General features: G+C 71.4%; 21 protein-coding genes. 7 read left to right on the forward strand and 14 right to left on the reverse strand.

The features are described 5' to 3' along the window. Positions 1 to 5 precede the first annotated feature (5 nt). Positions 6 to 950 (forward strand): acyltransferase domain-containing protein, encoded by a 945-nt coding sequence (locus tag AB0877_RS22710; protein ID WP_366611249.1) that lies wholly within the window; start codon positions 6 to 8, stop codon positions 948 to 950. Here the strand turns inward: AB0877_RS22710 and AB0877_RS22715 are convergent. Continuing rightward, on the reverse strand, positions 947 to 1,333 hold the full coding sequence (locus AB0877_RS22715) for a nuclear transport factor 2 family protein (protein WP_366611250.1): 387 nt from the start codon (positions 1,331 to 1,333) through the stop codon (positions 947 to 949). The genes AB0877_RS22710 and AB0877_RS22715 overlap by 4 nt on opposite strands. 68 nt (positions 1,334 to 1,401) lie before the next feature. On the opposite strand from AB0877_RS22715, the gene AB0877_RS22720 reads away from it, so the two are divergent. After that, complete coding sequence (locus AB0877_RS22720; protein ID WP_366611252.1) at positions 1,402 to 2,181, forward strand: helix-turn-helix transcriptional regulator; 780 nt, start codon at positions 1,402 to 1,404, stop codon at positions 2,179 to 2,181. 52 nt (positions 2,182 to 2,233) lie between these two features. Here the strand turns inward: AB0877_RS22720 and AB0877_RS22725 are convergent, their stop codons facing one another. The 4 genes from AB0877_RS22725 to AB0877_RS22740 all read right to left on the reverse strand — a co-directional run bounded on the left by AB0877_RS22725 (position 2,234) and on the right by AB0877_RS22740 (position 8,408). Further along, complete coding sequence (locus tag AB0877_RS22725) at positions 2,234 to 5,071, reverse strand: PQQ-dependent sugar dehydrogenase (protein ID WP_366611254.1); 2,838 nt, start codon at positions 5,069 to 5,071, stop codon at positions 2,234 to 2,236. An 87-nt stretch (positions 5,072 to 5,158) separates the two neighbouring features. Beyond that, positions 5,159 to 6,346 carry a ThuA domain-containing protein gene (locus AB0877_RS22730; RefSeq protein WP_366611256.1) on the reverse strand — a complete coding sequence of 396 codons (1,188 nt, stop codon included), beginning with the start codon at positions 6,344 to 6,346 and terminating at the stop codon, positions 5,159 to 5,161. A 462-nt stretch (positions 6,347 to 6,808) separates the two neighbouring features. After that, positions 6,809 to 7,627 carry a type II CAAX endopeptidase family protein gene (locus AB0877_RS22735; RefSeq protein ID WP_366611257.1) on the reverse strand — a complete coding sequence of 273 codons (819 nt, stop codon included), beginning with the start codon at positions 7,625 to 7,627 and terminating at the stop codon, positions 6,809 to 6,811. Positions 7,628 to 7,664: 37 nt separating this feature from the next. Then, entirely contained in the window at positions 7,665 to 8,408 is a 744-nt protein-coding gene (locus AB0877_RS22740) for a class I SAM-dependent methyltransferase (protein ID WP_366611259.1), read from the reverse strand. Between the two features lie 62 nt (positions 8,409 to 8,470). Between AB0877_RS22740 and mug the strand changes: the two genes are divergently transcribed. Continuing rightward, entirely contained in the window at positions 8,471 to 9,040 is a 570-nt protein-coding gene (gene mug, locus AB0877_RS22745; protein ID WP_366611260.1) for a G/U mismatch-specific DNA glycosylase, read from the forward strand. On the opposite strand, the gene AB0877_RS22750 is transcribed toward mug, so the two are convergent. Together AB0877_RS22750 and AB0877_RS22755 are read right to left on the reverse strand one after the other, a co-directional pair. Then, on the reverse strand, positions 9,037 to 9,540 hold the full coding sequence (locus tag AB0877_RS22750; protein WP_366611261.1) for an SRPBCC family protein: 504 nt from the start codon (positions 9,538 to 9,540) through the stop codon (positions 9,037 to 9,039). The genes mug and AB0877_RS22750 overlap by 4 nt on opposite strands. After that, positions 9,537 to 9,899: a metalloregulator ArsR/SmtB family transcription factor gene (locus AB0877_RS22755; protein WP_357186605.1), complete on the reverse strand. Its 363-nt coding sequence runs from the start codon at positions 9,897 to 9,899 to the stop codon at positions 9,537 to 9,539. Before AB0877_RS22755 ends, AB0877_RS22750 begins: the two co-directional genes overlap by 4 nt. A 112-nt stretch (positions 9,900 to 10,011) precedes the next feature. Between AB0877_RS22755 and AB0877_RS22760 the strand changes: the two genes are divergently transcribed. Beyond that, a complete protein-coding gene (locus tag AB0877_RS22760) occupies positions 10,012 to 11,112 on the forward strand; it encodes a calcium:proton antiporter (protein WP_112673580.1) in 1,101 nt (366 codons plus the stop codon). A 78-nt stretch (positions 11,113 to 11,190) separates the two neighbouring features. Here the strand turns inward: AB0877_RS22760 and AB0877_RS22765 are convergent, their stop codons facing one another. The 3 genes from AB0877_RS22765 to AB0877_RS22775 form a co-directional block, all read right to left on the reverse strand. Then, positions 11,191 to 12,447 (reverse strand): DUF6596 domain-containing protein, encoded by a 1,257-nt coding sequence (locus tag AB0877_RS22765; RefSeq protein WP_366611263.1) that lies wholly within the window; start codon positions 12,445 to 12,447, stop codon positions 11,191 to 11,193. Between the two features lie 4 nt (positions 12,448 to 12,451). Next, positions 12,452 to 12,844: a YciI family protein gene (locus tag AB0877_RS22770; protein WP_366611328.1), complete on the reverse strand. Its 393-nt coding sequence runs from the start codon at positions 12,842 to 12,844 to the stop codon at positions 12,452 to 12,454. 178 nt (positions 12,845 to 13,022) lie between these two features. Then, on the reverse strand, positions 13,023 to 13,232 hold the full coding sequence (locus AB0877_RS22775) for a hypothetical protein (RefSeq protein ID WP_366611264.1): 210 nt from the start codon (positions 13,230 to 13,232) through the stop codon (positions 13,023 to 13,025). 246 nt (positions 13,233 to 13,478) lie between these two features. On the opposite strand from AB0877_RS22775, the gene AB0877_RS22780 reads away from it, so the two are divergent. Both AB0877_RS22780 and AB0877_RS22785 read left to right on the forward strand, forming a co-directional pair. Next, a complete protein-coding gene (locus AB0877_RS22780) occupies positions 13,479 to 14,222 on the forward strand; it encodes a neutral zinc metallopeptidase (protein WP_366611265.1) in 744 nt (247 codons plus the stop codon). 121 nt (positions 14,223 to 14,343) lie between these two features. Next, positions 14,344 to 14,994 (forward strand): HAD family phosphatase, encoded by a 651-nt coding sequence (locus tag AB0877_RS22785; RefSeq protein ID WP_366611329.1) that lies wholly within the window; start codon positions 14,344 to 14,346, stop codon positions 14,992 to 14,994. Between the two features lie 52 nt (positions 14,995 to 15,046). Here AB0877_RS22785 and AB0877_RS22790 read toward each other — a convergent pair whose 3' ends face one another. The 4 genes from AB0877_RS22790 to AB0877_RS22805 form a co-directional block, all read right to left on the reverse strand. Beyond that, positions 15,047 to 17,602, reverse strand: coding sequence for an FtsX-like permease family protein (locus AB0877_RS22790; protein WP_366611267.1), 2,556 nt, complete (start codon positions 17,600 to 17,602; stop codon positions 15,047 to 15,049). Continuing rightward, positions 17,602 to 18,369 (reverse strand): ABC transporter ATP-binding protein, encoded by a 768-nt coding sequence (locus tag AB0877_RS22795; protein ID WP_366611268.1) that lies wholly within the window; start codon positions 18,367 to 18,369, stop codon positions 17,602 to 17,604. The genes AB0877_RS22790 and AB0877_RS22795 overlap by 1 nt, the downstream gene beginning before the upstream one ends. A gap of 351 nt (positions 18,370 to 18,720) precedes the next feature. Then, positions 18,721 to 19,407: a response regulator transcription factor gene (locus AB0877_RS22800; RefSeq protein ID WP_366611269.1), complete on the reverse strand. Its 687-nt coding sequence runs from the start codon at positions 19,405 to 19,407 to the stop codon at positions 18,721 to 18,723. A 206-nt stretch (positions 19,408 to 19,613) separates the two neighbouring features. After that, positions 19,614 to 20,531 carry a PD-(D/E)XK nuclease family protein gene (locus AB0877_RS22805; RefSeq protein WP_366611270.1) on the reverse strand — a complete coding sequence of 306 codons (918 nt, stop codon included), beginning with the start codon at positions 20,529 to 20,531 and terminating at the stop codon, positions 19,614 to 19,616. A gap of 77 nt (positions 20,532 to 20,608) precedes the next feature. Here AB0877_RS22805 and AB0877_RS22810 point away from each other — a divergent pair, with 77 nt between their 5' ends. Further along, positions 20,609 to 21,763, forward strand: a complete 1,155-nt coding sequence (locus AB0877_RS22810; protein ID WP_366611271.1) for a site-2 protease family protein — start codon at positions 20,609 to 20,611, stop codon at positions 21,761 to 21,763. Positions 21,764 to 21,789 lie beyond the last annotated feature (26 nt).

Genomic DNA, 21,789 nt, shown 5'->3' on the forward strand with positions numbered 1-21,789 from the left:
TCGGCGTGGATTCCGCCGACATCGCCGGCCGGCTCGGAGTGCCCGTCGAGGACGTTGACCGCGTGCACCGGCTCGCCGGTGATGGGCCGTCAGCTCCGGTACCGGCCAAGGCCGACGCGCCCGCTCTCCTCGATCGGCTCACCGTGCCGCCGGACGACGCCGCCGAGATCCTGGCGGGCTGGCCCGACCCCGGCTCCGCCCTGTGGACGCCGGAGCTGCGCTGGCTGCTCGACCGCTCGATCGCCCTGGTCCGCGCCGACCTCGCGGGCCACGACTGGCTCCCGCCCGGCCCGGAGCTGCCCCGGGAACGCGGGCCAGCCTGGCGGCACCTCTACGTGTACGCGTACCTGGCCCTTGTCGAAGTGGTGCGCGGGTACCACAGCGACCACGGCATTCCCGACGCCGTGACCTGGGTGACCCTGGCTGACCTGGGCCGCAACCTCGCCATCGACCGTCGGATGCGCGGCGAGGGCTGGCCGATCATGCAGAGCTGGCTGACGCTGCACTCGCGCGGCAGCGTCTACGAGCTGGGCCGGCTCCAGCACCAGCGCGGTGACGGCGCGATCGGGCTGCACGTCCCCGATTCGGGGCCGTTGACCCCGGAGGCGGTGGCGTCGTCCCTCGACGAGGCCCGCGCGTTCTTTCCCCGGCACTTCCCCGACGAGCGCTACACCGCGTTCTCCTGCGCGTCGTGGCTGCTCGACCCACAGCTGCGGGAGTACCTCCCCGAGGACTCCAACATCGTGCGGTTCCAGCGCCGGTTCGAGTTGGAGCCCTACGACGAGTCCGCAGGGCCGGACGCCGACATCGAGGTCCTGCGGTTCGGGTTCCGGACCCTGACCACGCCGCTCGACGAACTGCCACGCCGTACGCTGCTCCAGCGGGCGATCATCGACCACCTGCGGGCCGGCGGCCACTGGCACTGGCGCCACGGCCGGTTTCCGATCTAGGCAGCCGCGTCCCACCACGCGTCGTTGGCGGCGGCCTGGGCCGCCGGTTCGATCACCTCCCAACCCTCCGCGATCAATCCGTCGGCGATCCGCAGGACGTCGACCACCACGATCTCCGGCCCTCCGTCGGGGAGTCGGCGTCGCGAGTGCACCACGACGTGGTCACCGTCGGCCAGCAGGTGCAGGATGTCGACCCGCATGCCGGTGGTCGGACCGAGCGCGGCGCGGACCGCGGCGAGCCACTGCGCCCTGGTCGAGGTCGTCGAATCCGACCGGTGATGGGTGAAGTCCTCGCTCAGGTACGAGGCGAGCGTGTCGACGTCGCCGGTGTCGACAAGCCCCGCCAACGCACGCCCGACGATGCTCTTGTTCTCGGTGGTCATGGCCGCAAGTGTTTCCCCGGCCCGGATGGTTGTCGATGACATCGCACTTCATGGCGTCCCGGGCGAGGATGAGTAGGGTCAAGATCGTGTATGCGGTCGGGGAACTCCTGCGGCAGTGGCGCAAGCGCCGAGGGCTCAGCCAACTCGACCTGGCGATCGCCGCCGACGTCTCGGCCCGGCACGTCAGCCTGGTCGAGACCGGCAGGTCCACGCCGAGCGCCGACATGATCCTCCGGCTGGCCGAGCAGCTCCACGTGCCGCTGCGTGACCGCAACCACCTGTTGCTGGCCGCCGGCTTCGCGCCCCGGTACGCGCAGCGCCCGCTCGACGACGCCGCCCTGTCGGGTGCTCTCGGCGCGGTCCGCAGGGTGCTGCGGGCACACGAGCCGTACCCGGCGCTCGTCTTCGACCGCCGGTGGAACATCGTGATGACCAACCGCGCGGTCGACCCGTTCTTCGCGTACGTGGCCCCCGACCTGTTGCGACCGCCGGTGAACCTGGTCCGGCTCGGCCTGGACCCGCGCGGGCTCGCCTCGCTGGTCGTCAACCTGGCGGACGTGCGGGCGGTGTTCCGCAGCCGGATCTCACGCCAGCTCGCCGCAGCTCCGGACGCGGCGCTCGCCGCGCTCTACGAGGAGCTGCTCGGCCCGCAGACCGAGGAGCCGACGAGCGATCGCGTCCACGCCGACGTGGTGCTCCCGATGATCCTTCGGGTGGGCGATCGGGAGCTGCGGCTCTTCTCGACCATCACCACGTTCGGCACCCCGACGGACATCACCATCGAGGAGATCGCGGTCGAGTCCTACTATCCCGCGGACGCGGAGAGCGCCGCCTACTTCACGCGGTAGGGCCCGACCTGGTTGGTCACCAGGCCGGGCCCTACCGTGCGCTGACCCGCGGTCAGCCGGTGGTCAGGATGAACTTCTCCCAGGCCCCGACCGAGCTGCGGTTGGCGATCAGGGATCCGGCCCCGGCGTTCTCGGCGCACACGATCTGGTTGTTGACAGTGGCCCGCAGGCCCACCGTTCCATCCGAGTTGGTGATGAGCTGGAACGTCTCCCACGATCCGATCGAGCTGGCGTTGGCGACCAACGCCCCGGCACCCGCGTTCGTGGCCGAGACGTAGAGCCCGTTGGCGCGCGATCGCAGGGCGATGGCACCGTTGCCGGCGTCCACCCGGTCGAACTGTTCGGTCGTGCCACCGACGCTGGCCTTGTTGGCGATCAACGCGGTGGTGCCGACCGCCGACACGTACTGGTTGTTGACCTGCGCCCGCAGCGTGCTCACCGGCGTGGTGCTACCGGTGCCGGTGGCGAAGGTGAACGCGTCGACGTCGAACAGGTAGCCGGACCCGCCCTTGAACACCAGGTACAGCGTCGTGGACGCGCTCGGCGGGTTGCTGATCGTGGCGGACGCCTCGACGAACGTCTCCCAGTTGCCGGTCACCGGCACCGTGACGGTGCCCAGCAGGGAGCCGGTGGCCGACCCGGCCCGGACCTCGATGGTGCCGCCCGCGCCGGCCGACGACGCCCGCACGGTGATGCGGTTGGCGTTGGCCAGGTTGTACGGCTGGTACGAGATCCAGTCGTTGTTCTCGATGAAGCCGGCGGTGCGGCCACCCTCGGCGTTGGTGTGGTCGGTGGCCTGGACGCCGGACTGAGCGCCGAAGTGCTCACCCTGACGGTGCTTGGGTTGCAGCGTCTTGATGCTGTGCGTGGTCAGCCCGCCGTTGTCGGTGTAGGCGGCGTCGAAGACCCCGTAGATGTTCGCCGCCGAGTCGTGCTCGCCGTCGGTCGGCACGGTGATCGAGCCACTGCACCCGTTCTTCGAGGTGATCTGGTGGGCGTGGCTGTCGTGGCCCAGCGCGTACGTCAGGCTCACCTTGGAACAGTCGATCGTGCCGTCCTGCGGGTCGCTCACACTGATCTGGTACGACACCGTGTCTCCGAAGCTGAACAGCTGCCCGTCGGCGGGCGAGGTCAGCGTCACCGTCGGGGCCGTGTTGCCCACGGTGATCACCAGGCTCGCCGTGCCGGTCAAGCCATTCGGATCGGTGACCCTCAACGTGGGGGAGTAGGTGCCGTTCGTGGTGTACGTCTTCGTCGGGTTCGCCGCCGTCGACGTGGTGCCGTCACCGAACGTCCACAGGTAGCTCAGCGCCCCACCCTCGGGGTCCGAGCTGCCGGCCGACGAGAAGTTGACGGTCAGTGGGTTGGCCCCCGAGGTCGGGTTCGCCGAGGCGACCGCGATCGGGTTGCGGTTGCCGCCGCCGATGTACTCGATCCGGAACAACGCCTGGTTGTTGGAGCCGGTGCCGTAGTCCAGCACGTACAGTGCGCCGTCCGGTCCGAAGGCCATGTCCATGACCTGGGTGCCGGACCACGGGAAGTTGGAGATCTCCCCGCGGGAGCCGTCGGAGTTGACCGCGATGGCCTTGATCCAGCGGCGGCCGTACTCACCGGCGAAGAACTGGCCGTTGAGCGACTGCGGGAACTTGATGCTGGAGTTCAGCGACGCGTCGTACCGGTAGACCGGCCCGCCCATCGGCGACTCCGAGCCGCTGCCGAACTCCGACGGTGAACCGGAGTCGCCGGCGTACTTGATCCATGCCGGCCTCGCCGCGGGCAGCGTGCCGAGCCCGGTGTTGCGGAACGAGTTGTTGGTCGGCCCGCCCGAGCAGTTGTACTTGGACTGCGACGGCCCGGAGGGGAAGGTGTATTCGTTGTACGTCTCGGTGCTGGTGTTGCTGCCGGTGCAGTACGGCCAACCGTAGTTGCCGGGCGAGGCGATGCGGTTGAACTCGACCTGACCGGATGGGCCACGACTGGAGTTCGTGGAGCCGGCGTCGGGGCCGTAGTCGCCGAGGTAGACGACGCCGGTGGCCTTGTCGACGCTCATCCGGAACGGGTTGCGCAGACCCATCGCGTAGATCTCCGGCCGGGTGTTGGCCGTGCCGGGTGCGAACAGGTTGCCCGACGGGATGGTGTACGTACCGTCGGCCTGCGGTTTGATTCGCAGCAGCTTGCCCCGCAGGTCGTTGGTGTTGCCCGCCGTGCGCTGGGCGTCGAACTGCGGGTTGCGGTTGGTCCGCTCGTCGATCGGCGCGTAGCCGGACGACTCGAACGGGTTGGTGTCGTCGCCGGTGGTCAGGTACAGGTTGCCGGCGGCGTCGAAGTCCAGGTCGCCGCCGACGTGGCAGCACTGGCCACGGTCGTTGGCGACCTGGAGAACGATCTTCTCGCTGCCCAGGTTGAGCGTGTCGTCGCTGTTGAGGGTGAACCGCGACAGCCGCAGGTGCCCCTTCCACCGGTCCCAGTCCGACTGCGAGCCGGTGGTCGGCGCGTCCCCGGACGGGGTGCTCAACGAGGGGGAGTAGTACAGGTAGATCCACCGGTTGGTGGCGAAGCCGGGGTCGACGGCGACGCCCTGCAACCCCTCCTCGTCGTGGGTGTAGACCGACAGGGTGCCGGAGGTCTTGGTGTTGCCGGCCACGTCGGTCACCCGCAGCACGCCGTTGCGGGCGGTGTGCAGCACCGAGCGGTTGGGCAGGACGGCCAGGGACATGGCCTCACCCAGCTCGGCCGAGCCGGTGGCGAGTTTGACCTGTTGATAGTCGCTGGCGGGAATCACCACGGCCTGGGCGGCGGTGGGGGCTGCGGCCACGGCCAGGGCCACGCTCGCGACGGTGGTGACCGCCGCGACCAGGGCCCGGGACCAGCGCCGGGGGTAGGAGAGCATGATCGTCCTTTCTCGACGACCGGGGGTGCGGGCGCGCGGGGGCGCACCACGACCAGGTGGGGGTGGTGAAGAACGGTGGGGAGCAGGTCAGCTGGTGGTGACCAGGTCGAACTTCTCCCACTGGCCGATGGAGGTCCGGTTGGCGATCAACGGGGAGGCGCCCCCGTTGTCGGCGGAGACGTACCGGTTGTTCACCGTGGCCCGCAGGCTCACCGTGCCGTCGGAGTTGCGGACCAGCTGGAACGTCTCCCAGGAGCCGGCGCTGCCCCGGTTGGCGATCAGCGCGGACGACCCGGAGTTCTCCGCCGCGACGTACTGCGAGTTGCTCTTGGCCCGCAGTGCCACGTTGCCGTTGGCGAGGTTGACCAGGTCGAACCGCTCGCTCGTGTTCACCGAGGTCTTGTTGGCGATCAACGCCGTGGTGGAGTTGGGCGCGCTGACGTACTGGTTGTTGGCACGGGCCCGCAGGGTGGAGCCGCTGACGGTGGGCGGCGGGGTGGTCGTGCGCGGCGAGCAGTCGGCGGTCACCGAACCCGCGGCGACCTGGAGGCCGCCGAGCAGCATCCGGGTGAAGTTCGGGTCGGTGTACGACGCCTCGGTGTGCCCGAGACCGGTGTACCAGGCCCGCCCGCCGCCGTACGCCTTGCACCAGGTGATCGGGTGGTCGCCGCTCATGTTGCCGCCGCTGTAGGACGACTCGTCGAGGTTGGCCAGGACCCGCGCGGTGGACCGGGGGTTGGTGCGGTAGTTGTACCACTCGTCGGAGCGGACCCAGGTGGCCCCGAGGTGCGCCGTCGACGGGTTGGTGTTGTCCTCGATCCGCACGGTCGCGTTCTGGATCGCCGGGTGCGAGTCGAAGTACGCGCCGACCAACTGGCCGTACCACGGCCAGCTGTACTCGGTGTCGGCGGCGGCGTGCACGCCGACGTAGCCGCCACCAGCGGCGATGTACGACTCGAAGGCCGTCTGCTGGCTGGCGTTGAGGACGTCGCCGGTCGTCGACATGAACACCACCGCCTGGTACTGGGCCAGGTTGGAGGTGGTGAACTGGCCGGCGTCCTCGGTCGAGGTCACGGTGAAGCCGTTGGCCGAGCCGAGCTGCTGGATCGCGGCGATGCCGTTGGGGATCGACGAGTGCCGGAAGCCGGCGGTCTTGCTGAACACCAGGACCTTGGTCAGTGGTGCCGCCGAGGCGGGTGTCGGCAGGGCGACCAGACTGGCCAGCATGACTGCCAGGCCGGTGACGAGTGCCAACAGGCGGGGACGGGAACGCATGGTGTTGCTCCTCTGCTGAGCGTCGACCTCGGGCCGGTGCGCATGGGCAGGCCAGGGGCCATGGTGGCGGTGGTGCGGGAGCCGGGCCGCCGATGCTCGGCTGAGGTGCTGCGGGGTGGTGGGGTGATGGAGGAGTGGTGGGGTGAAACAGTCGATGACCTCGCCGAACCACAGTGGACGGTCAAAATTCATCGATTGGTATCGCTGACGCAGTAAACCTCCGATGTATGCGCCCCGTCAACCCCACCGGGTGCGCCCGCGCCGGGCCCACGTCACGTCGAACTGGTCGCCTGGACTGATCGCGACGGCGCACGAGCCGCCACGGACACCAGGGCGGTAACCGTCGGATGATTGCCGGCCTCCTGATGATCGTGCCGGCCCAGGAGTGGCCCACCAGCACCGTCGGCCCGTCCTGCCGGTCGAGGGCGCGGTTGCCGACCGCGGTGGCCGAATGCCCAGGCTTCAGCCGCTCCGGCGCTCCGGCTCCGGTGCGAGGGCGTTCCCGAACAGGTGGCCGCGGTAGCGGTGTCGCAGGACGATCCAGCTGACCGAGAACGGAATGGCCCCCATTGCCACCACGCCCAGGACGTTCGCGCCGACCACGTCGAAGACCGCCCCGACGTCGCCGAACAGCTGAGCGACCGTCTGGAACGCGACGTGCAGGCCGATGCCGGCCCAGATGTCGCCGGTGGCGGCACGGAAGGCGCCCAAGAGCAACGCGAAGACGAAGAACAGCGCCAGCCGGTCGACGGATCTGGCCGCCCCGATGAGGAACCCGAAGACGGTGAACAGCACCGCCTGCCCGGCGACCGCCTGCCAGGCGGGCAGCCGGGTGGCGAGGTGGTGTTGCAGGTACCCACGGAAGACCAGTTCCTCCGGCAACGCTTCCTTGAGGAAAACCAGAACGACCAGCAGCGCCGCCACCCGCAGCGCGTCCCCGACGGACGTCCGGACACTGATCTCGACCCAGCCGAGGCCGAGGCAGAGCGCGAACCCCGCCGCGGCGGGGACGAGCCAGCAGGCCATCCCGAACACCAGACGCCGCCAGCCTGCGCGCAGCGACGGCAGCCCGAGGCCGGCCCACGGCCGACGGTCCAGGACACGACGGGCGACGACCACCAGGGGTACGACGACAGCGGTGGTGAGCACCGCCCCGATCGCATGGGTCAGTCGGTCGTAGTCCCGGCCGAGCAGAGCGCCCAGGACCAGCCACACCAGCACGGCGGCGCCGGCCACGACGAGGATCCGCCACGGCAGGGCGAGACGAGATCCGGCGCTCACCCCGCGCAGCGTAGCCAGCGGGCTCAACCGCGGACGGTCAGCGGCCGAGGACGAGGTAGCCGAGGCCGAGGACACCCCGGTAACCACCGACGTACTGGCTCAACCGGTCGTCGAGCTCCGCGCGGACCTCGGCCGCACGGGGATCCTCCGGGTACGCCAGCAGCCACTCCTGCCGCCCGGCGAGCCAGGTGGACTCGAAGTCGTCCCACTCCCGCTGATCGGCGGTGCTCAGGTGCAGCAACCGCCAGCCCCGCTGGCGGGCGGCCTCGACCAGAGCGGGCAGGGTCGGGACCTCCGGGCCGAAGACCTCGGCGATCTCCGCCGTGGGGGACCGCTCCCAGTACGCGTCGCCGAACAGCAGCCGCCCACCGGGCCGGACCACGGCGTCGAGGGCGTCGAGGGCGGCCCCGGTGCCACCGAAGGCGTGTGCCGAGCCGATGCAGAGAACCCGGTCGGCCGGCTCCTGCCAGGCCGCCGCTTCCCCCATCACGAAGGCGACGTGCCGGTTCAGCGAGCGTCCCGCGGCCAGCCGCCGCCCTCGGGCGAGCCCGGCCTCGTCGGTGTCGACGCCGACGCCGCGCGTCGCGACCGGGCCGGAGACACCACCGGCGGCGACCGCCCGCAGCAACAGCTCACCCCAACCACAGCCGAGGTCGAGCACGCGCGCTCCGGGCCGGACGTCGAGCCGTTCCAGCAGCAACGCGGCGTGCTCCGGCGAGAGCGGGGTGTTCCAGCGCATTCGCGCGTAACGGCTGGCGGCGAGGTGGTCGGTCGACTGCATCCGTTGAGGGTGTCAAAGCGTGCGCCGGGTCCGGCGCCGGGGCGTACGGCAGGATCGGTGGGGTGGACGCGCAGAGACCGGGGCCGGCGCGGCGGCCGACCCCGCAGGAGGTGGCGGCGGCGGCCGGCCGGGGTCTGCCGGACATCATCGGCCCCGGGCTGCGTGTGCTGTTCTGCGGCTTCAATCCGGGCCTCTACTCGGCCGCCGTGGGGGAGCCGTTCGCCCGCCGGGGCAGCCGATTCTGGCCGGCCCTGCACGGGGCCGGCTTCACCGACCGCCAGCTGCGCTCCTGGGAACGCGACGAGCTGCTGCGGCAGGGCCTGGGCATCACCAGCCTGAGCAACCGGGCCACCGCCCGCGCCGCCGAACTGACTCCGGAGGAGCTGGTGGCCGGGGTGACCGGACTGGCGGTGAAGGCCGAGCGCTACCGGCCGCGCTGGGTGGCGATCCTCGGGGTGAGCGCGTACCGCATCGCCTTCGCCCGACCGAAGGCCGGGCTGGGCCCACGACCGGACCGGCTGGGGCCGGCCCAGGTCTGGGTGCTGCCGAACCCCAGCGGTCTGAACGCGCACTTCCCGCTGCCGGCGTTGACCGCCGAGTTCGCCAGGCTGCGGCGGGCTCTCGACCGCTAGCCGGCCGCGGCGACCAGCCCCTGGTAGTAGGGCTGCATCGCCGGGTGGTAGTCGTCGAACTCGGGGCGGGGCGAACCGTCCCGGGAGGCGACCAGCATGTCCAGGTAGTACTCCCAACCGGCGCCCACCTCGGCGATGCCCTCCACGCTGGTCAGGTGCTGCACGAACCGCAGCTCGGTGGTGCCGTCGGTCTCGGTCAGTGACAGCTCCAGCAGCCAGCTGCCGTAGTCGTCGACCATCGACACGGCGAGGCGCTGCCGCGGTTCGCACGCGTCGATGCGCATCTCGCACCAGGGCTGCTGCTCCTCGTACGCCATCTGGACCCGGATGGTCCGGCCGGGGCCGGCGTCGCCCTCCCACGGGCCGAACCAGCGGGCCGTACGCTCGGGCTCGGTCAGGCTGGCCCAGACGTCCGCTGCCGGAGCGCGGAAGGTTCGGGTGAGGACGAGATCGTGGCCGGCGTCGGTGTGAAACAGGCGTCCGGCGGGTGTGCGGGTCATGCCGTGTGCTCCCTTCGGTGCTCCGCCGGGCCGCGGCTGCGGCGCTCTCGGCGGGTGCGATAGACCTCGGTCTCCAACGCGTCGAGGTGCCGCTCCCACCGGTCGGTGGCGGCGAGCGCGGCGAGCCAGTCGACCAGCGGGGCGAGCGGGCGCGGATCGAGGCGGTAGATCCTCTGTCGGCCGACCATCTCGTCGTGCACCAGACCGCTCTCGCGCAGCAGCCGCAGGTGGCGGCTGATCGCGGGTCGGCTGATCACGAATCGCTGCGCGATGTCACCAGCGGACAGCGGCTCGTCGCGCAGCAGGGTCAGGATGTGCCGCCGTACCGGGTCCGCGATCGCGGTGGCCACCTCGTTCACCTGAGAAGCGTAACCTATGAGTTACGCGTGGGCGTGGCGAAGGCCACGGACGGCCGCATGTCGCCGCGTCGATGGTGGGCACATGATCACTTGACCTGGCACTCTGTATGGCATGGCCGCCCTCCTTCGCTCCCGCCTGACCGACTGGACGTTCGTCGTACCTGTGCTCGCCGTCCTGATATTGATGGTCACCTGGGGGAGGAGCCTGCCTGGGCCCGTCATCGTGGTTGTCGCGGTGCTGCTGGGCGGCGCGGTGCTCGCGGCGGTGCACCACGCCGAGGTGGTCGCCCACCGGGTGGGAGAGCCGTACGGGTCCCTCGTGCTCGCCGTCGCGGTCACCGTGATCGAGGTGGCCCTGATCGTCACGCTCATGATCAGCGGGCCGGAGAAGACGCAGTCACTCGCCCGGGACACCGTCTTCGCCGCCGTCATGATCACCTGTAACGGGATACTGGGTCTGTCCCTGCTGCTCGGGGCGCTGCGCCGCCGCGTCGCGGTGTTCAACCCGGAGGGCACCGGCGGGGCCCTGGCCACCGTGATCACCCTGGCCACCCTGAGTCTGGTCATCCCCAGCTTCACCACGGCCCGCCCCGGCCCGGAGTTCAGCCCGGCCCAACTCGTCTTCGCCGCCGTCGCTTCGCTGGCCCTGTACGGGCTGTTCGTGCTCGTGCAGACCGGCCGGCACCGCGACTACTTCCTGCCGGTCGACAGCCGGGGCAAGGTCATCGAGACGGAGGAGCACGCCAAGCCGCCCACCACCCGCGCGGCGATGGTCAGCCTGGGCCTGCTGCTGGTGGCGCTGGTCGCGGTGGTCGGCGACGCCAAGACGGTTTCGCCGACCATCGAGGCCGGGGTCGCGGCGGCGAATCTGCCGCACGCGTTCGTCGGCGTGATCATCGCTCTGCTGGTGCTGCTGCCGGAGACCCTGGCCGCCGCCCGCGCCGCCCGGCGAGACCGCGTGCAGACCAGCCTGAACCTCGCGCTCGGCTCCGCGATGGCCAGCATCGGCCTGACCATCCCGGCCATCGCGATCGCCTCGATCTGGCTGGACGGCCCGCTGCTGCTCGGCCTCGGCGGCACTCAGCTCACGCTGCTCGCGCTCACCGCCGTGACCGCCGTCCTCACTGTGGTGCCCGGCCGGGCCAACGTGTTGCAGGGCGGCGTACACCTGGTGCTGATGGCCGCCTTCGTCTTCCTGGCCGCCAGCCCGTGACCCGCACGGTAGGCCGGCTCAGCCCGTGACCCGCACGGCCGCGCCGGCCCGTTCCGTGACCCGCACGGCCCGTGCGGCTCAGCCGGCGGGCGGTGGGTCGCCCGCGAGACGCTCCGCGCGGGCGTTCAGGTAGCGCTGCTGCGCCAGGTTCGTCGAGCGCGCCGCCGCCATCCGGTACGCCTCCCGCGCGGCGACCCGCTCACCCTCCAGCTCCCACAGGTGGGCGCGAGCGGCCGGCAGTCGAGGGTCGTCGGCGAGACGGGGGTCGTCGGCCAGGTCGGCGAGCAGCGCCAAGCCGGCCGGCGCGCCCCGGCTCATGGCCACCGCCACCGCGTGGTTGAGCGCCACCACCGGGTTGTCGGACATTCCGAGGAGCACCTCGTACAGCGCGGTGATCTGTGCCCAGTCGGTGGCCGCCGCGCTGGGCGCCTCGTCGTGCACGGCCGCGATGGCCGCCTGGAGCTGGTACGCCCCGACCACCCCGCGCGGCAACGTCCCGGTGATCAGCTCGACCCCCTCGGCGATCTGGTCCGCCCGCCACCGGGAGCGGTCCTGCTCGGCCATCGGCACCAGCTCACCGTGCGGGCCGATCCGCGCCGGCGCGCGGGCATCGGTGAGCAGCATCAACGCGAGCAGCCCGGTGACCTCGGGGTCCTCGGGCACCAGCCGGCGCACCAGCCGGGTCAGCCGGATGGCCTCGGCGGTCAGGTCGGCGCGCAACAACCCGGGCCCGGCGGTGCGGGCGTACCCCTCCGTGAAGATCAGGTAGAGCACGTGCAGCACGGCGGCGAGCCGGTCAGCGCGTTCCGGGCCGGTGGGCGGCGCGAACCGCAGCCCGCTGTCCCGGATCCGCTGCTTACCCCGACTGATCCGCCGGGTCATCGTCGCCTCCGGCACCAGGAAGGCGCGCGCCACCTCGGCGGTGCTGAGCCCGCCGACCGCCCGCAGGGTGAGCGCGATCTGCGACGCCGCCGACAGCGCCGGGTGGCAGCACAGGAACAGCAGGATGAGCGTGTCGTCGGCGTCCGCCCGCGGACGGTCGGCGGCCGGGGCGCTCCACTGCTCCGGCAGCACCCACCGGGCCACCGTGTCCTCCCGTCGCATCCGGGCCTGTTCGCGACGCAGCAGGTCGGTCAGCCGACGGGACGCCACGGTGATCAGCCAGCCACGCGGGTTCTCCGGTACGCCGTCGCGCGGCCACCCGTGCGCGGCGGCGATCAACGCCTCCTGCACCGCGTCCTCGGCCGTGTCGAAGTGCCCGTAGCGACGGACCAGCGCGCCGAGGACCTGCGGCGCCAGCTCGCGCAGCAGGTCCTCGGCGGGAGTCTCCGGCACCGGGTCAGCCGGCCAGGTCCTCGACACCGTCGAGCACCGGCCGCACGTCCACGTACCCACCGGGGGCGTCCGGGTCGACCAGCCCGGCAGCGATCTCGGTGGCCCGGTCGAAGCTGGCGCACTCCACGATGGTGTAACCGGCGAGGACCTCCTGCGTCTCCGGGTACGGGCCATCGGTGACCACGGGCGCCCCCTCGCGCACCTGCACCCGGCGGGCGTGCACCGGCTCGCTGAGGCCCCGGGCGTCGACCAACTCCCCGGACTCGGCCAGCGCCTGGTGGAAGGTCTCCATGTGCTGGTGCATCGCCGCGATCTGTTCGGCCGACATCGCCGGCCGGTCCGTAGCCCGTCCCGACAGCACGTCGTAGTCCTGCTGCGACCCGTAGAGCAAAATCATGTACTTCACGGTCTCTTCCCCTCCTCCGCAAGGCACCACCCCGGCACCCGACGAAACGTCGAAACCAACCCCCGCCTCCGGACACACCACCCCAACCCGAATCAATGATCGTGAAGTTGGCGTCACGACACGCCGAGCGGGATGACGCCAACCTCATGATCACCGGGGCGGGCGGGCCCTACTGGCCGTAGGAGCGGCGGAGCCGATCGTTGATCAGGTAGTTGAGGCGGTGGCGTAGGTGACCGAGGGTGCTCTCGCTTGGTAGGTCGCCGTCGGTGGTGAGCGTCCAGCGCAGCGTGCAGTCCCCGCCGGGCTGCCCGGCCGTCAGGTCGAAGCGGATCCGGTCCAACGGTCGGTGCGGCCACAGCGACGACCACACCAGCAGCACGGGCGCGTAGCTCCCTCCCCGGACGGAGACGCCCGCCCGCTGGCATTGTGCCGGCCCGGCACCGCCCTCTGAGCAGGACCCGCTGCCCCTGCGCCGCGCGGACCCGCCGCCGCTGCCAGGCGCGAACAGCACCGGGCTGATCGGCGTGAACCGTCCGTCCCCACCCTGCGTAGAACCGGTGATGGGCGTGGCGGTCGTATCGTCGGGGTACATCGCAGCGCGAGCACCGATGTCTGGGGAGGCACAGTGGCGGCACGGTTCGGACGCGACGCGCGGGGCCCGGTGGCGGGTCTGTTGATCGCCGCCCTGCTCTCCGTCGCCTGCGCCGGCGGTGGGCTGGCCGAGCCGGAGGCCGAACGCCCCGGGGCGAACCCGCCCGCGACGTCACCGGAACCGGGCACCACCCGGGCCGACAGCACCACCAGCGTGGCCGAGTTCGAGCAGGACGTCGCCGACGCGCAGGCGATCGCCGAGCGGTATTGGGCGGCCCAGTTCAAGGAGTCCGGGCAGGGTTTCCGGCCGGTCCGGCGGATCATCCCGTACCAACGCGACGGCGAGGTGTCCTGCGGCGGCCAGGCGTTGCCCCGCAACAACGCCGTCTACTGCTCGCAGGGCGACTTCATCGCGTACGACGTCGCCTGGTCGGTGGCGGCGTTCCGCCAGGTCGGCGACGCGTTCGTGTTCTACCTGCTCGGGCACGAGTACGCGCACGCCATCCAGGTGCGCCTCGGCATCAACTACAGCTTTACCATCCAGCAGGAGTTGCAGGCCGACTGCATGGCCGGGGCGTACCTCGGCGACTCGGTGCGCTCGGGGGTCCTGACCCTCGCCGAGGGCGACCTGGACGAGTTCCGGGAGGGGGTGGCGGCGGTCGGCGACGACCCGGACCAGCCGTGGTTCGCGGAAGGGGCGCACGGCACCGCCGAGCAGCGCACCGACAACTTCTTCCGGGGTTACGAGGGTTCCCTGAAGGAGTGCGACCTGGGCTGAACGGGGTTGCCCGGATCACCCTGACGCCCGTTGCCGCCACCGTGCCCTGCGGCTGCTGGCAGGATCGCCGGTGTCGGTCACGACCCTGGAGGTTCCGCTGAGCAGCCATCACCCCGCCGCTGTGCTCTTCGACATGGACGGCACGTTGGTCGACAGCGAGAAGCTGTGGGACGTCGCGTTGCAGGAACTCGCGAAGGAGTACGGCGGGGAACTCTCCGTCGACGCCCGCCAGTCGATCATCGGTACCGCCATGGCCGAGTCGATGCGCATCCTGCACGACGACCTGGGGCAGCCCGAACGGGATCCGGAGATCAGCGCTGCGTGGATCAACGCCCGGATCCTGGAGCTGTTCCGCGGTGGTCTGCCCTGGCGGCCCGGCGCGTTCGAGCTGCTACGCGCGGTCCGCGCGGCGGGCATCCCCACCGCGCTGGTCACCTCCAGCCCCCGGGCGCTCGTCGAGATCGCCCTGGACACCCTCGGTCGGGACAACTTCGACACGGTCGTCGCCGGCGACGAGGTGGTGGCGGCCAAGCCGCACCCCGAGCCGTACCTGACCGCAGCCCGGCTGCTGAGTGTGCCGATCGAGCGGTGCGTGGCGATCGAGGACTCGCCGACCGGGGTGGCCAGTGCACTCGCCTCGGGCGCGGCCGTGCTGGCCGTACCGGCGGAGGTGGCGTTGCCGAGCACCGTCGGCGTACGCCAGGTGGAGAGCCTGACCGGCGTGGACCTGGCGCTGCTCGCGGCGCTGCTGACCGACCGGGCCGCGGCCTGACGGACGCGACAGGGGCCCCCGTCGACGGGGGCCCCTGTCGCGCGTCGCGGCGTCAGTCGTGGGCGATGGCGCCCAGGACGTTGATCCGGGCCGCCCGGATGGCCGGGAGCACCGCCGCCACCACACCGATGATCGCGGCGAGACCGAGGAAGACACCCATCTGGCCCCACGGCAGGATCAGGTCGGTGATGCCCTCGTCCTTGAGGGCCTCGACCACCGCGGCACCGAGGCCGGTACCGACCGCCACGCCCAGCAACGCGCCGAAGACGGAGATCACCACCGCCTCCACGGTGATCATGGCCATGGTCTGCGACCGGCGCAGCCCGATCGCCCGTAGCAGCCCCAGCTCGCGGGTCCGTTCCAGGATCGACAGCGCCAGGGTGTTGATGATGCCCAGCACAGCGATGACGATGGCCAGCGCCAACAGGATCTGGATCATCGTGAGCAGCCCGTCGAGCTGACCGGTCTGCTGCTTGATGAACGCGTCCCGGTCGGCCACCGACACCTCGGGGCTGTCCGCGAGCAGCGTCTCCACCTGCGGCAGCACGTCGTTCACCCGCGCACCCGGGGCCAACTGGATGAACCCCTGGAAGGGCTGCGGGATCGCGAAGTCCTTCGCCGCCGTCACCGGCAGCATCACCGGGTTCAACAGCTGCCCGGACTCGTAGATGCCACTGATCGTGTACGTCCGCGTCTCGCCGCGGGTCAACTGCACGTTCACCGTCGAGCCCACCGACCAGCCACGCGAGTTGGCGGTGTCCGAACTGGCCAGCATCTGGGTCGGCCCGAGCCGGTCGATGTCACCCGCGACGGGCTTGGCACTGAAGATCTGCCGCAGCGACGAGATGTCGCTGCTCGCCCCGACCCAGGTGACCTTGCCGTCGATCTGGCTCATGTCGCCGTACTCGCCGTCGACCATCCGCACGCCGGGCAGGGTCTTGGCCTGGTCCAGGACGGCCGGGTCGAAGCTCGGCGGGCGCGGCCCGCCCTGCGCCCCGGCAATCACCAGCTCGGCCTTGACGCTGTCCTGGGCCAGGGCGCTGATGCTGCCCTTGGCCGAGTCGAGGATCACCGTGACGCCGGTGACCAGCGCGATGCCGACCATCAGCGCGGCCGCGGTGATCGCGGTCCGGCGCGGGTTGCGCCCCGAGTTGAGCCGACCCAGCTTGCCCGGCAGCGACCAGGAGAAGATCCCACCGAGCAGAGCCACCACCGGCCGGCTGATCAGCGGGGTCAGCAGCGCCACGCCGATGAACGCGAACAGCACCCCACCGAGGATGGTGGACAGCGTCTGCCCACCGGCGTTGCCGCTGAGCCCGAGGAACAGCAGCACCGCGCCGATGCCGGTGACCAGCGACCCGGCCACCGTGACCTTGGTCAACGGCCGGTCCGGGGTGGCCACGTCCTGCATCGCGGCGATCGGCGGGATCCGCGACGCCCGCAGCGCCGGCAGCAGCGCCGCCACCACCGTGATGACCAGCCCGACAGCGAACGACCCGATCACCGCCGCCGCCGGCACGCCGATCCCGGCGAGGGTGAGCCCACCGGCCAGATTGCCGAACAGGTACGCCAGCAACGCGCCCACGCCGATGCCGGCCGCCAGGCCGAGCACCGAGGCGATCAACCCGACCGCGATGGCCTCCAGCACCACCGACCCGATGATCTGCCGGCCGCTGGCCCCGATGGCGCGCATCAATGCCAACTCACGGGTGCGCTGGGCCACGATGATCGAGAAGGTGTTGAGGATCAGGAAGGTGCCGACCAGCAGGGCAACCGCGGCGAATCCGAGCAGGATCTTGTTGAAGAACGACAGGCCCTCCTTGAGGCTGGCCGCCGCGTCCGCGGCGACCTGCTCGCCCGTCTTCACCTCGAAGTCCGCGCCGAGGGTGCGGGCCACGTCGTCGCGAAGCTTCTCGTCGGAGACCCCGTCGGCGGCGGTCACGGTGATGCTGCTGAACACGTCCGGCTCGCCCAGCATCAGCCGCTGCGCCACCGGCGTGGTGAAGAAGACCTCGTTGACCCCGCCGATCGAGTCCCGGTCACCGCTGTAACCGAAGACGCCGACCAGGGTGAAATCCCGCTTCTTCGACTCGAACGCGGTCAGCACACCGACCTTCTGGCCGACCTGAAGCTTCGCCGCGGTGGCCAGACCCTTGTTGATGACGATCTCGTCCTCGGCCTGCGGCGCGCGCCCCTCACGCAGTTGCAGCAGGTCGCTCTCGCCGATCCAGTTCTCGCCCAACTGCGGCGGGCCGAACGAGGTGACGACCTTGCCGTTGCTGCCGATCACTCGGGCGCCGTCGGCGTTGACCACACCGGTCGCCGAGGCCGCCCCCGGCACCTGCTTCACCCGGTCCACCAGGGCGGCCGGCAGCGGAGCGGCGGTCTGCTCGCCCTCCAGCTCGCTGAGCTCGACCTTCGGCTTCGCCGCGACGTTCACGTCGATCTCGGAGAAACCGTCGGCGAAGACCGAGTCGAAGGAGCGGCCCAGCGTGTCGGTGAGCACGAACGCGCCGGAGACGAACATCACCCCGAGCACCACCGCCAGGCCGGACAGGATCAGCCGGACCTTCCGGGCCAGCAGACTCTTCAGCGTCGCGCGGAACATCAGTTGCCCACCTCGGCCGGAGTGTCCAGCTTCTTCATGGTGTCCAGCACCGTCTCGGCGGTCGGCTCGATCAGCTCCGAGACGATCTCACCGTCGGCGAGGAAGACCACCCGATCGGCGTACGCGGCGGCCGTCGGGTCGTGGGTGACCATCACGATGGTCTGACCGTGCTCCCGGACCGAGCTCCGCAGGAAGTTGAGCACCTCCGCGCCGGAGCGCGAGTCCAGGTTGCCCGTCGGCTCGTCCGCGAAGATCACCTCAGGACGGGAGACCAGCGCCCGCGCGCACGCCACCCGCTGCTGCTGCCCACCGGAGAGCTGCGCCGGCCGGTGGTCCAGCCGGTTCTTCAGGCCCACCGTGTCGATCACCGTGTCGTACCAGGCCGGGTCCGGCTTGCGCCCGGCGATCGACAGCGGCAGCAGGATGTTCTCCTTGGCGGTCAGCGTCGGCAGCAGGTTGAACTGCTGGAAGATGAAGCCCACCTTGTCGCGCCGCAGCTTCGTCAGCCCCGCGTCGCCCAGCCCGGTGACGGTCGTCTCACCGATCGACACCGTCCCCCGGGTCACCGAGTCCAGACCGGCGAGGCAGTGCATCAGCGTCGACTTACCGGAACCCGACGGGCCCATGATCGCGGTGAAGCGGCCACGTTCGAACTCCGCGCTGACCCCCCGCAGCGCGATGACCTGAGCCTCGCCGCTGCCGTACACCTTCCACACGTCGTTCGCCCGGGCCGCGGCCTGCGCCTGCTGGCCTACCGTCGCGGTCACGTCATCTACCTCTTCCGTCTGTCCGAAAATGCACGCCGCCCCCCGATGGTCCGGCGCGACTGTTCCATCATCGGTGCCGAATACGCCCGCCCCGTCCGACCCTGGGGGGACCCAGGGCGGATTTCCCGCTGCGGGTGCACCCCCATATCGCATCAGGGTTGCCCCTGAGTCGACGGCCGGTCGACCGTTTTTTCACACAGCGGCGGCAGCACCGACACCTGCACCTGACGCCACAGCAAGGTCAACCGAACCGAGCCGTCTCCGGTCACGGTAGGTGAGGACCGCAACGCCAGCCGTCCCCCCAAGGAGGGATCTTCGAGTACGCCGGGTGAGGTACCTCAGCCGACGCGACTACGCCCGGGGACGGACCAGCCCCGACTCGTACGCCAGCACCACCGCCTGCACCCGGTCGCGCAGCCGCAGCTTGGTCAGCACATGCCCGACGTGCGTCTTGATGGTGGTCTCGCTCACCGACAGGACCGTCGCGATCTCGCCGTTGGACAACCCTCGGGCGACCTGCACGAGCACCTCGCGCTCCCGGTCGGTGAGCGCGTTGAGCGCCGCCGCAGGCGTCGCCGCCGGGTCGGGCAGCAGTTCGGCGAAGCGGTCCAGCAGCCGCCGCAGGATCCGCGGTGACACCACCGCGTCCCCGCCGGCGACAGTGCGGATCGCCGCGATCAGATCCTCGGCCGGCACGTCCTTGGCCAGGAACCCGCTGGCGCCGGCCCGCAACGCGCCCACCACGTACTCGTCCAGGTCGAAGGTGGTGAGCACCAGCACCCGCACCGGCAGCCGGGCGTCGACGATGGCCCGGGTCGCCGCCACCCCGTCCATCCGGGGCATCCGGATGTCCATCAGCACGACGTCGGGCAGCAGCCGGCGGGACAACTCCACCGCCTCCACGCCGTCACCGGCCTCGGCCACCACGTCCAGGTCGCTCTCGGCGCCCAGCACCATCCGGAACCCGGTCCGCAGCAGCGGCTGGTCGTCGGCGAGCAGGATCCGCACCGGCCGCGCCGAGGGCGCCTGATCGCTCATCTGCTGCTCTCCCGTCCCGCCGACGTCGTGGCGCGCACCGGTCATCCTCGCGCACCGGAGCCGGTGCGTCGCGGATCACCGTAGAAGCCAGCCGGTCGTCCTGTCCCGACCGCGGCGGCACCGCCGCGGTCGGGTCTCCGGCGTGCGGCGGGCGATCCCGGCGGCCCGAATCGCCGCGCCGGGCGTACGCGTCGCTCAGGAGGCCGTCACTCGTCGGCGCCCGGCGCCACCGGAGCGGCCGCCCGGGAGTCGCGCAGCGGGTCGGCGCCCGCCGCGGCGAGCGGGAACGGCGGTGGGGTGCCGCCGAAGCTGGGGCAGAGCGCCTGGTGGCTGCACCAGTCGCAGAGCCGGCTCGGCCGGGGCCGGAAGTCCTGCCGGGCGGTGGCCTGCTCGATCGCCCGCCACAGCGCCACCACGGTGCGCTCGAAGCGGACCAGCTCGTCGGCGTCCGGGGTGTAGTCCAACACCTCGGCGTCGCGCAGGTAGAGCAACCGCAGCACCCGGGGCACCACCCCCCGGGTGCGCCACAGCACCAGGGCGTAGAACTTCAGCTGGAACAGCGCCCGCGCCTCGAACGCCTCCCGCGGGGCACCCCCGGTCTTGTAGTCGACCACCCGCAGCGCTCCGTCCGGAGCGACGTCGAGCCGGTCGAGGTAGCCGCGGATCAGCAGCTCCTCGTCGACGACCGCGGAGATCAGGCTCTCGCGTTCGGCCGGCTCCAGCCGGGTCGGGTCCTCCACCGCGAAGTAGCCCTGCAACAGCCCGGCGGCGGAGCGGAGGAACTCCACCGGGCCTGCCGGCTCCGCGCCGTCGAAGATCCCGGCCAGCTCCGGCTGCTCGGTGACCAGCCGGTCCCACTGAGGGGCCACCAGGTCATCGGCCGCCTCCGGTGTGCGGCCGGTGGCCGGCAGGTCGAACAGGCGCTCCAGCACCGCGTGCACCAGGGTGCCCCGGGCCTGCTCGATCGTGGTGCGCTCGGGGAGCCGGTCGATGCTGCGGAACCGGTAGAGCAGCGGGCAGGTCTTGAAATCCGCCGCCCGCGACGGGGACAGCGACGCCCGCACCGTCGGCGGCGCCTGCGCCGCGGGGGAGGGGTGGGGGGTGGTGACCGATTCCGCCGTCATGTCGGCAAAGGTTAGGGCACCGGTGTGACACCGACCGCCGCCCGCCCCGCACAACAACGGTCCGTAGCATCGTGGCGATGGAGCAGACAACCAGGCCGCCGCGCCGACCGGACCGACGTTCCGGCCTGAACGTCGGCACGGTGTTCGGGGTGCCGCTGTACCTCAACGGCTCCATGGTCCTGCTGGCGGTGCTCATCGCGGTGCTGTACGGCGAGTTCGCCCGTCGGCAACTGGACCTGCCGCAGCTCAGCGGCTATCTGATCGGCTTCGGGTTCGTCGTGTCGCTGCTCGGCTCGGTGCTGCTGCACGAACTGGGCCACGCCCTCACCGCCCGGCGGTACGGCATCGGTGTGCGCGGGATCACCCTGGAGCTGCTCGGCGGTTACACCGAGATGGACCGCGACGCGCCGTCGCCCCGCGTCGACCTGCTGGTCTCGTTGGCCGGCCCGGCGGTCTCCGCCGTGCTCGGCGTCCTGGCGGTCGCCGCCACGCTCGCCCTGCCCGAGGGGACGGTGGCGCACCAGCTCGCGTTCCAGCTCGCGGTCAGCAACGTCATCGTGGCCCTGTTCAACAGCCTGCCCGGGCTTCCGCTCGACGGCGGCCGGGCGCTGCGCGCCGCGGTGTGGGGGCTGACCCGCGACCGGCACCTCGGCACCGAGGTCGCCGGGTGGGCCGGGCGGGTCGTCGCCGTCGGCACCGCGGCCCTGGTTGTGCTGCTCACCGTCGAGCGGCGGCTGGCGCCGCTGGCGCTGCCGCTGATGCTCCTGGTCGCCGTCACCCTCTGGCGTGGCGCCGGGCAGTCGATCCGGGCCGCCCGGGTCAGCCGCCGGTTCCCGCTGATCGACCTCGCCCGGCTGGCCCGCCCGGTCTGGCCGGTGTCCACCGGTACGCCACTGGCCGAGGCCCAGCGCCGCCGCGCCGAGAGCGGTCAGCCCGGCGCCGCGCTGGTGGTCACCGACACCACCGGGCGACCCGTGGCGCTGGTCGACCCGGCCGCCGCCGACGCGGTGCCGGTCGAGCGCCGACCGTGGCTGGCGGTCGACGCCGTCGCCCGGTCGCTGGGCACTCTCCCCACCGTGTCACTCGGGTGGGACGGCGAGCGGGTGATGGAGGCCGTACAGACCTACCCGGGCGCACAGTACGTGGTGACGTCAGGCGAAGATGTCGTCGGCATCCTGCACATCGCGGACCTGGCACAGCTCCTCGAACCCAACCGGAAGATGACACCGTGACCGCAACTCCCTCCACCGTCGCCGCC

The organism is Micromonospora sp. NPDC047644 (assembly GCF_040704315.1).
Lineage (GTDB): Bacteria > Actinomycetota > Actinomycetes > Mycobacteriales > Micromonosporaceae > Micromonospora.

What these genes read in the sequence shown, in the direction of transcription:
- AB0877_RS22725 (WP_366611254.1), bottom strand. Translation starts at nt 5,071, where the DNA reads ATGCTCTCCTACCCCCGGCGCTGGTCCCGGGCCCTGGTCGCGGCGGTC.
- AB0877_RS22720 (WP_366611252.1), top strand. Translation starts at nt 1,402, where the DNA reads ATGAGTAGGGTCAAGATCGTGTATGCGGTCGGGGAACTCCTGCGGCAG.
- AB0877_RS22760 (WP_112673580.1), top strand. Translation starts at nt 10,012, where the DNA reads ATGGCCGCCCTCCTTCGCTCCCGCCTGACCGACTGGACGTTCGTCGTA.
- AB0877_RS22730 (WP_366611256.1), bottom strand. Translation starts at nt 6,346, where the DNA reads ATGCGTTCCCGTCCCCGCCTGTTGGCACTCGTCACCGGCCTGGCAGTC.
- AB0877_RS22800 (WP_366611269.1), bottom strand. Translation starts at nt 19,407, where the DNA reads ATGAGCGATCAGGCGCCCTCGGCGCGGCCGGTGCGGATCCTGCTCGCC.
- AB0877_RS22740 (WP_366611259.1), bottom strand. Translation starts at nt 8,408, where the DNA reads ATGCAGTCGACCGACCACCTCGCCGCCAGCCGTTACGCGCGAATGCGC.
- AB0877_RS22770 (WP_366611328.1), bottom strand. Translation starts at nt 12,844, where the DNA reads ATGATTTTGCTCTACGGGTCGCAGCAGGACTACGACGTGCTGTCGGGA.
- AB0877_RS22805 (WP_366611270.1), bottom strand. Translation starts at nt 20,531, where the DNA reads ATGACGGCGGAATCGGTCACCACCCCCCACCCCTCCCCCGCGGCGCAG.
- AB0877_RS22790 (WP_366611267.1), bottom strand. Translation starts at nt 17,602, where the DNA reads ATGTTCCGCGCGACGCTGAAGAGTCTGCTGGCCCGGAAGGTCCGGCTG.
- AB0877_RS22750 (WP_366611261.1), bottom strand. Translation starts at nt 9,540, where the DNA reads ATGACCCGCACACCCGCCGGACGCCTGTTTCACACCGACGCCGGCCAC.
- AB0877_RS22715 (WP_366611250.1), bottom strand. Translation starts at nt 1,333, where the DNA reads ATGACCACCGAGAACAAGAGCATCGTCGGGCGTGCGTTGGCGGGGCTT.
- AB0877_RS22810 (WP_366611271.1), top strand. Translation starts at nt 20,609, where the DNA reads ATGGAGCAGACAACCAGGCCGCCGCGCCGACCGGACCGACGTTCCGGC.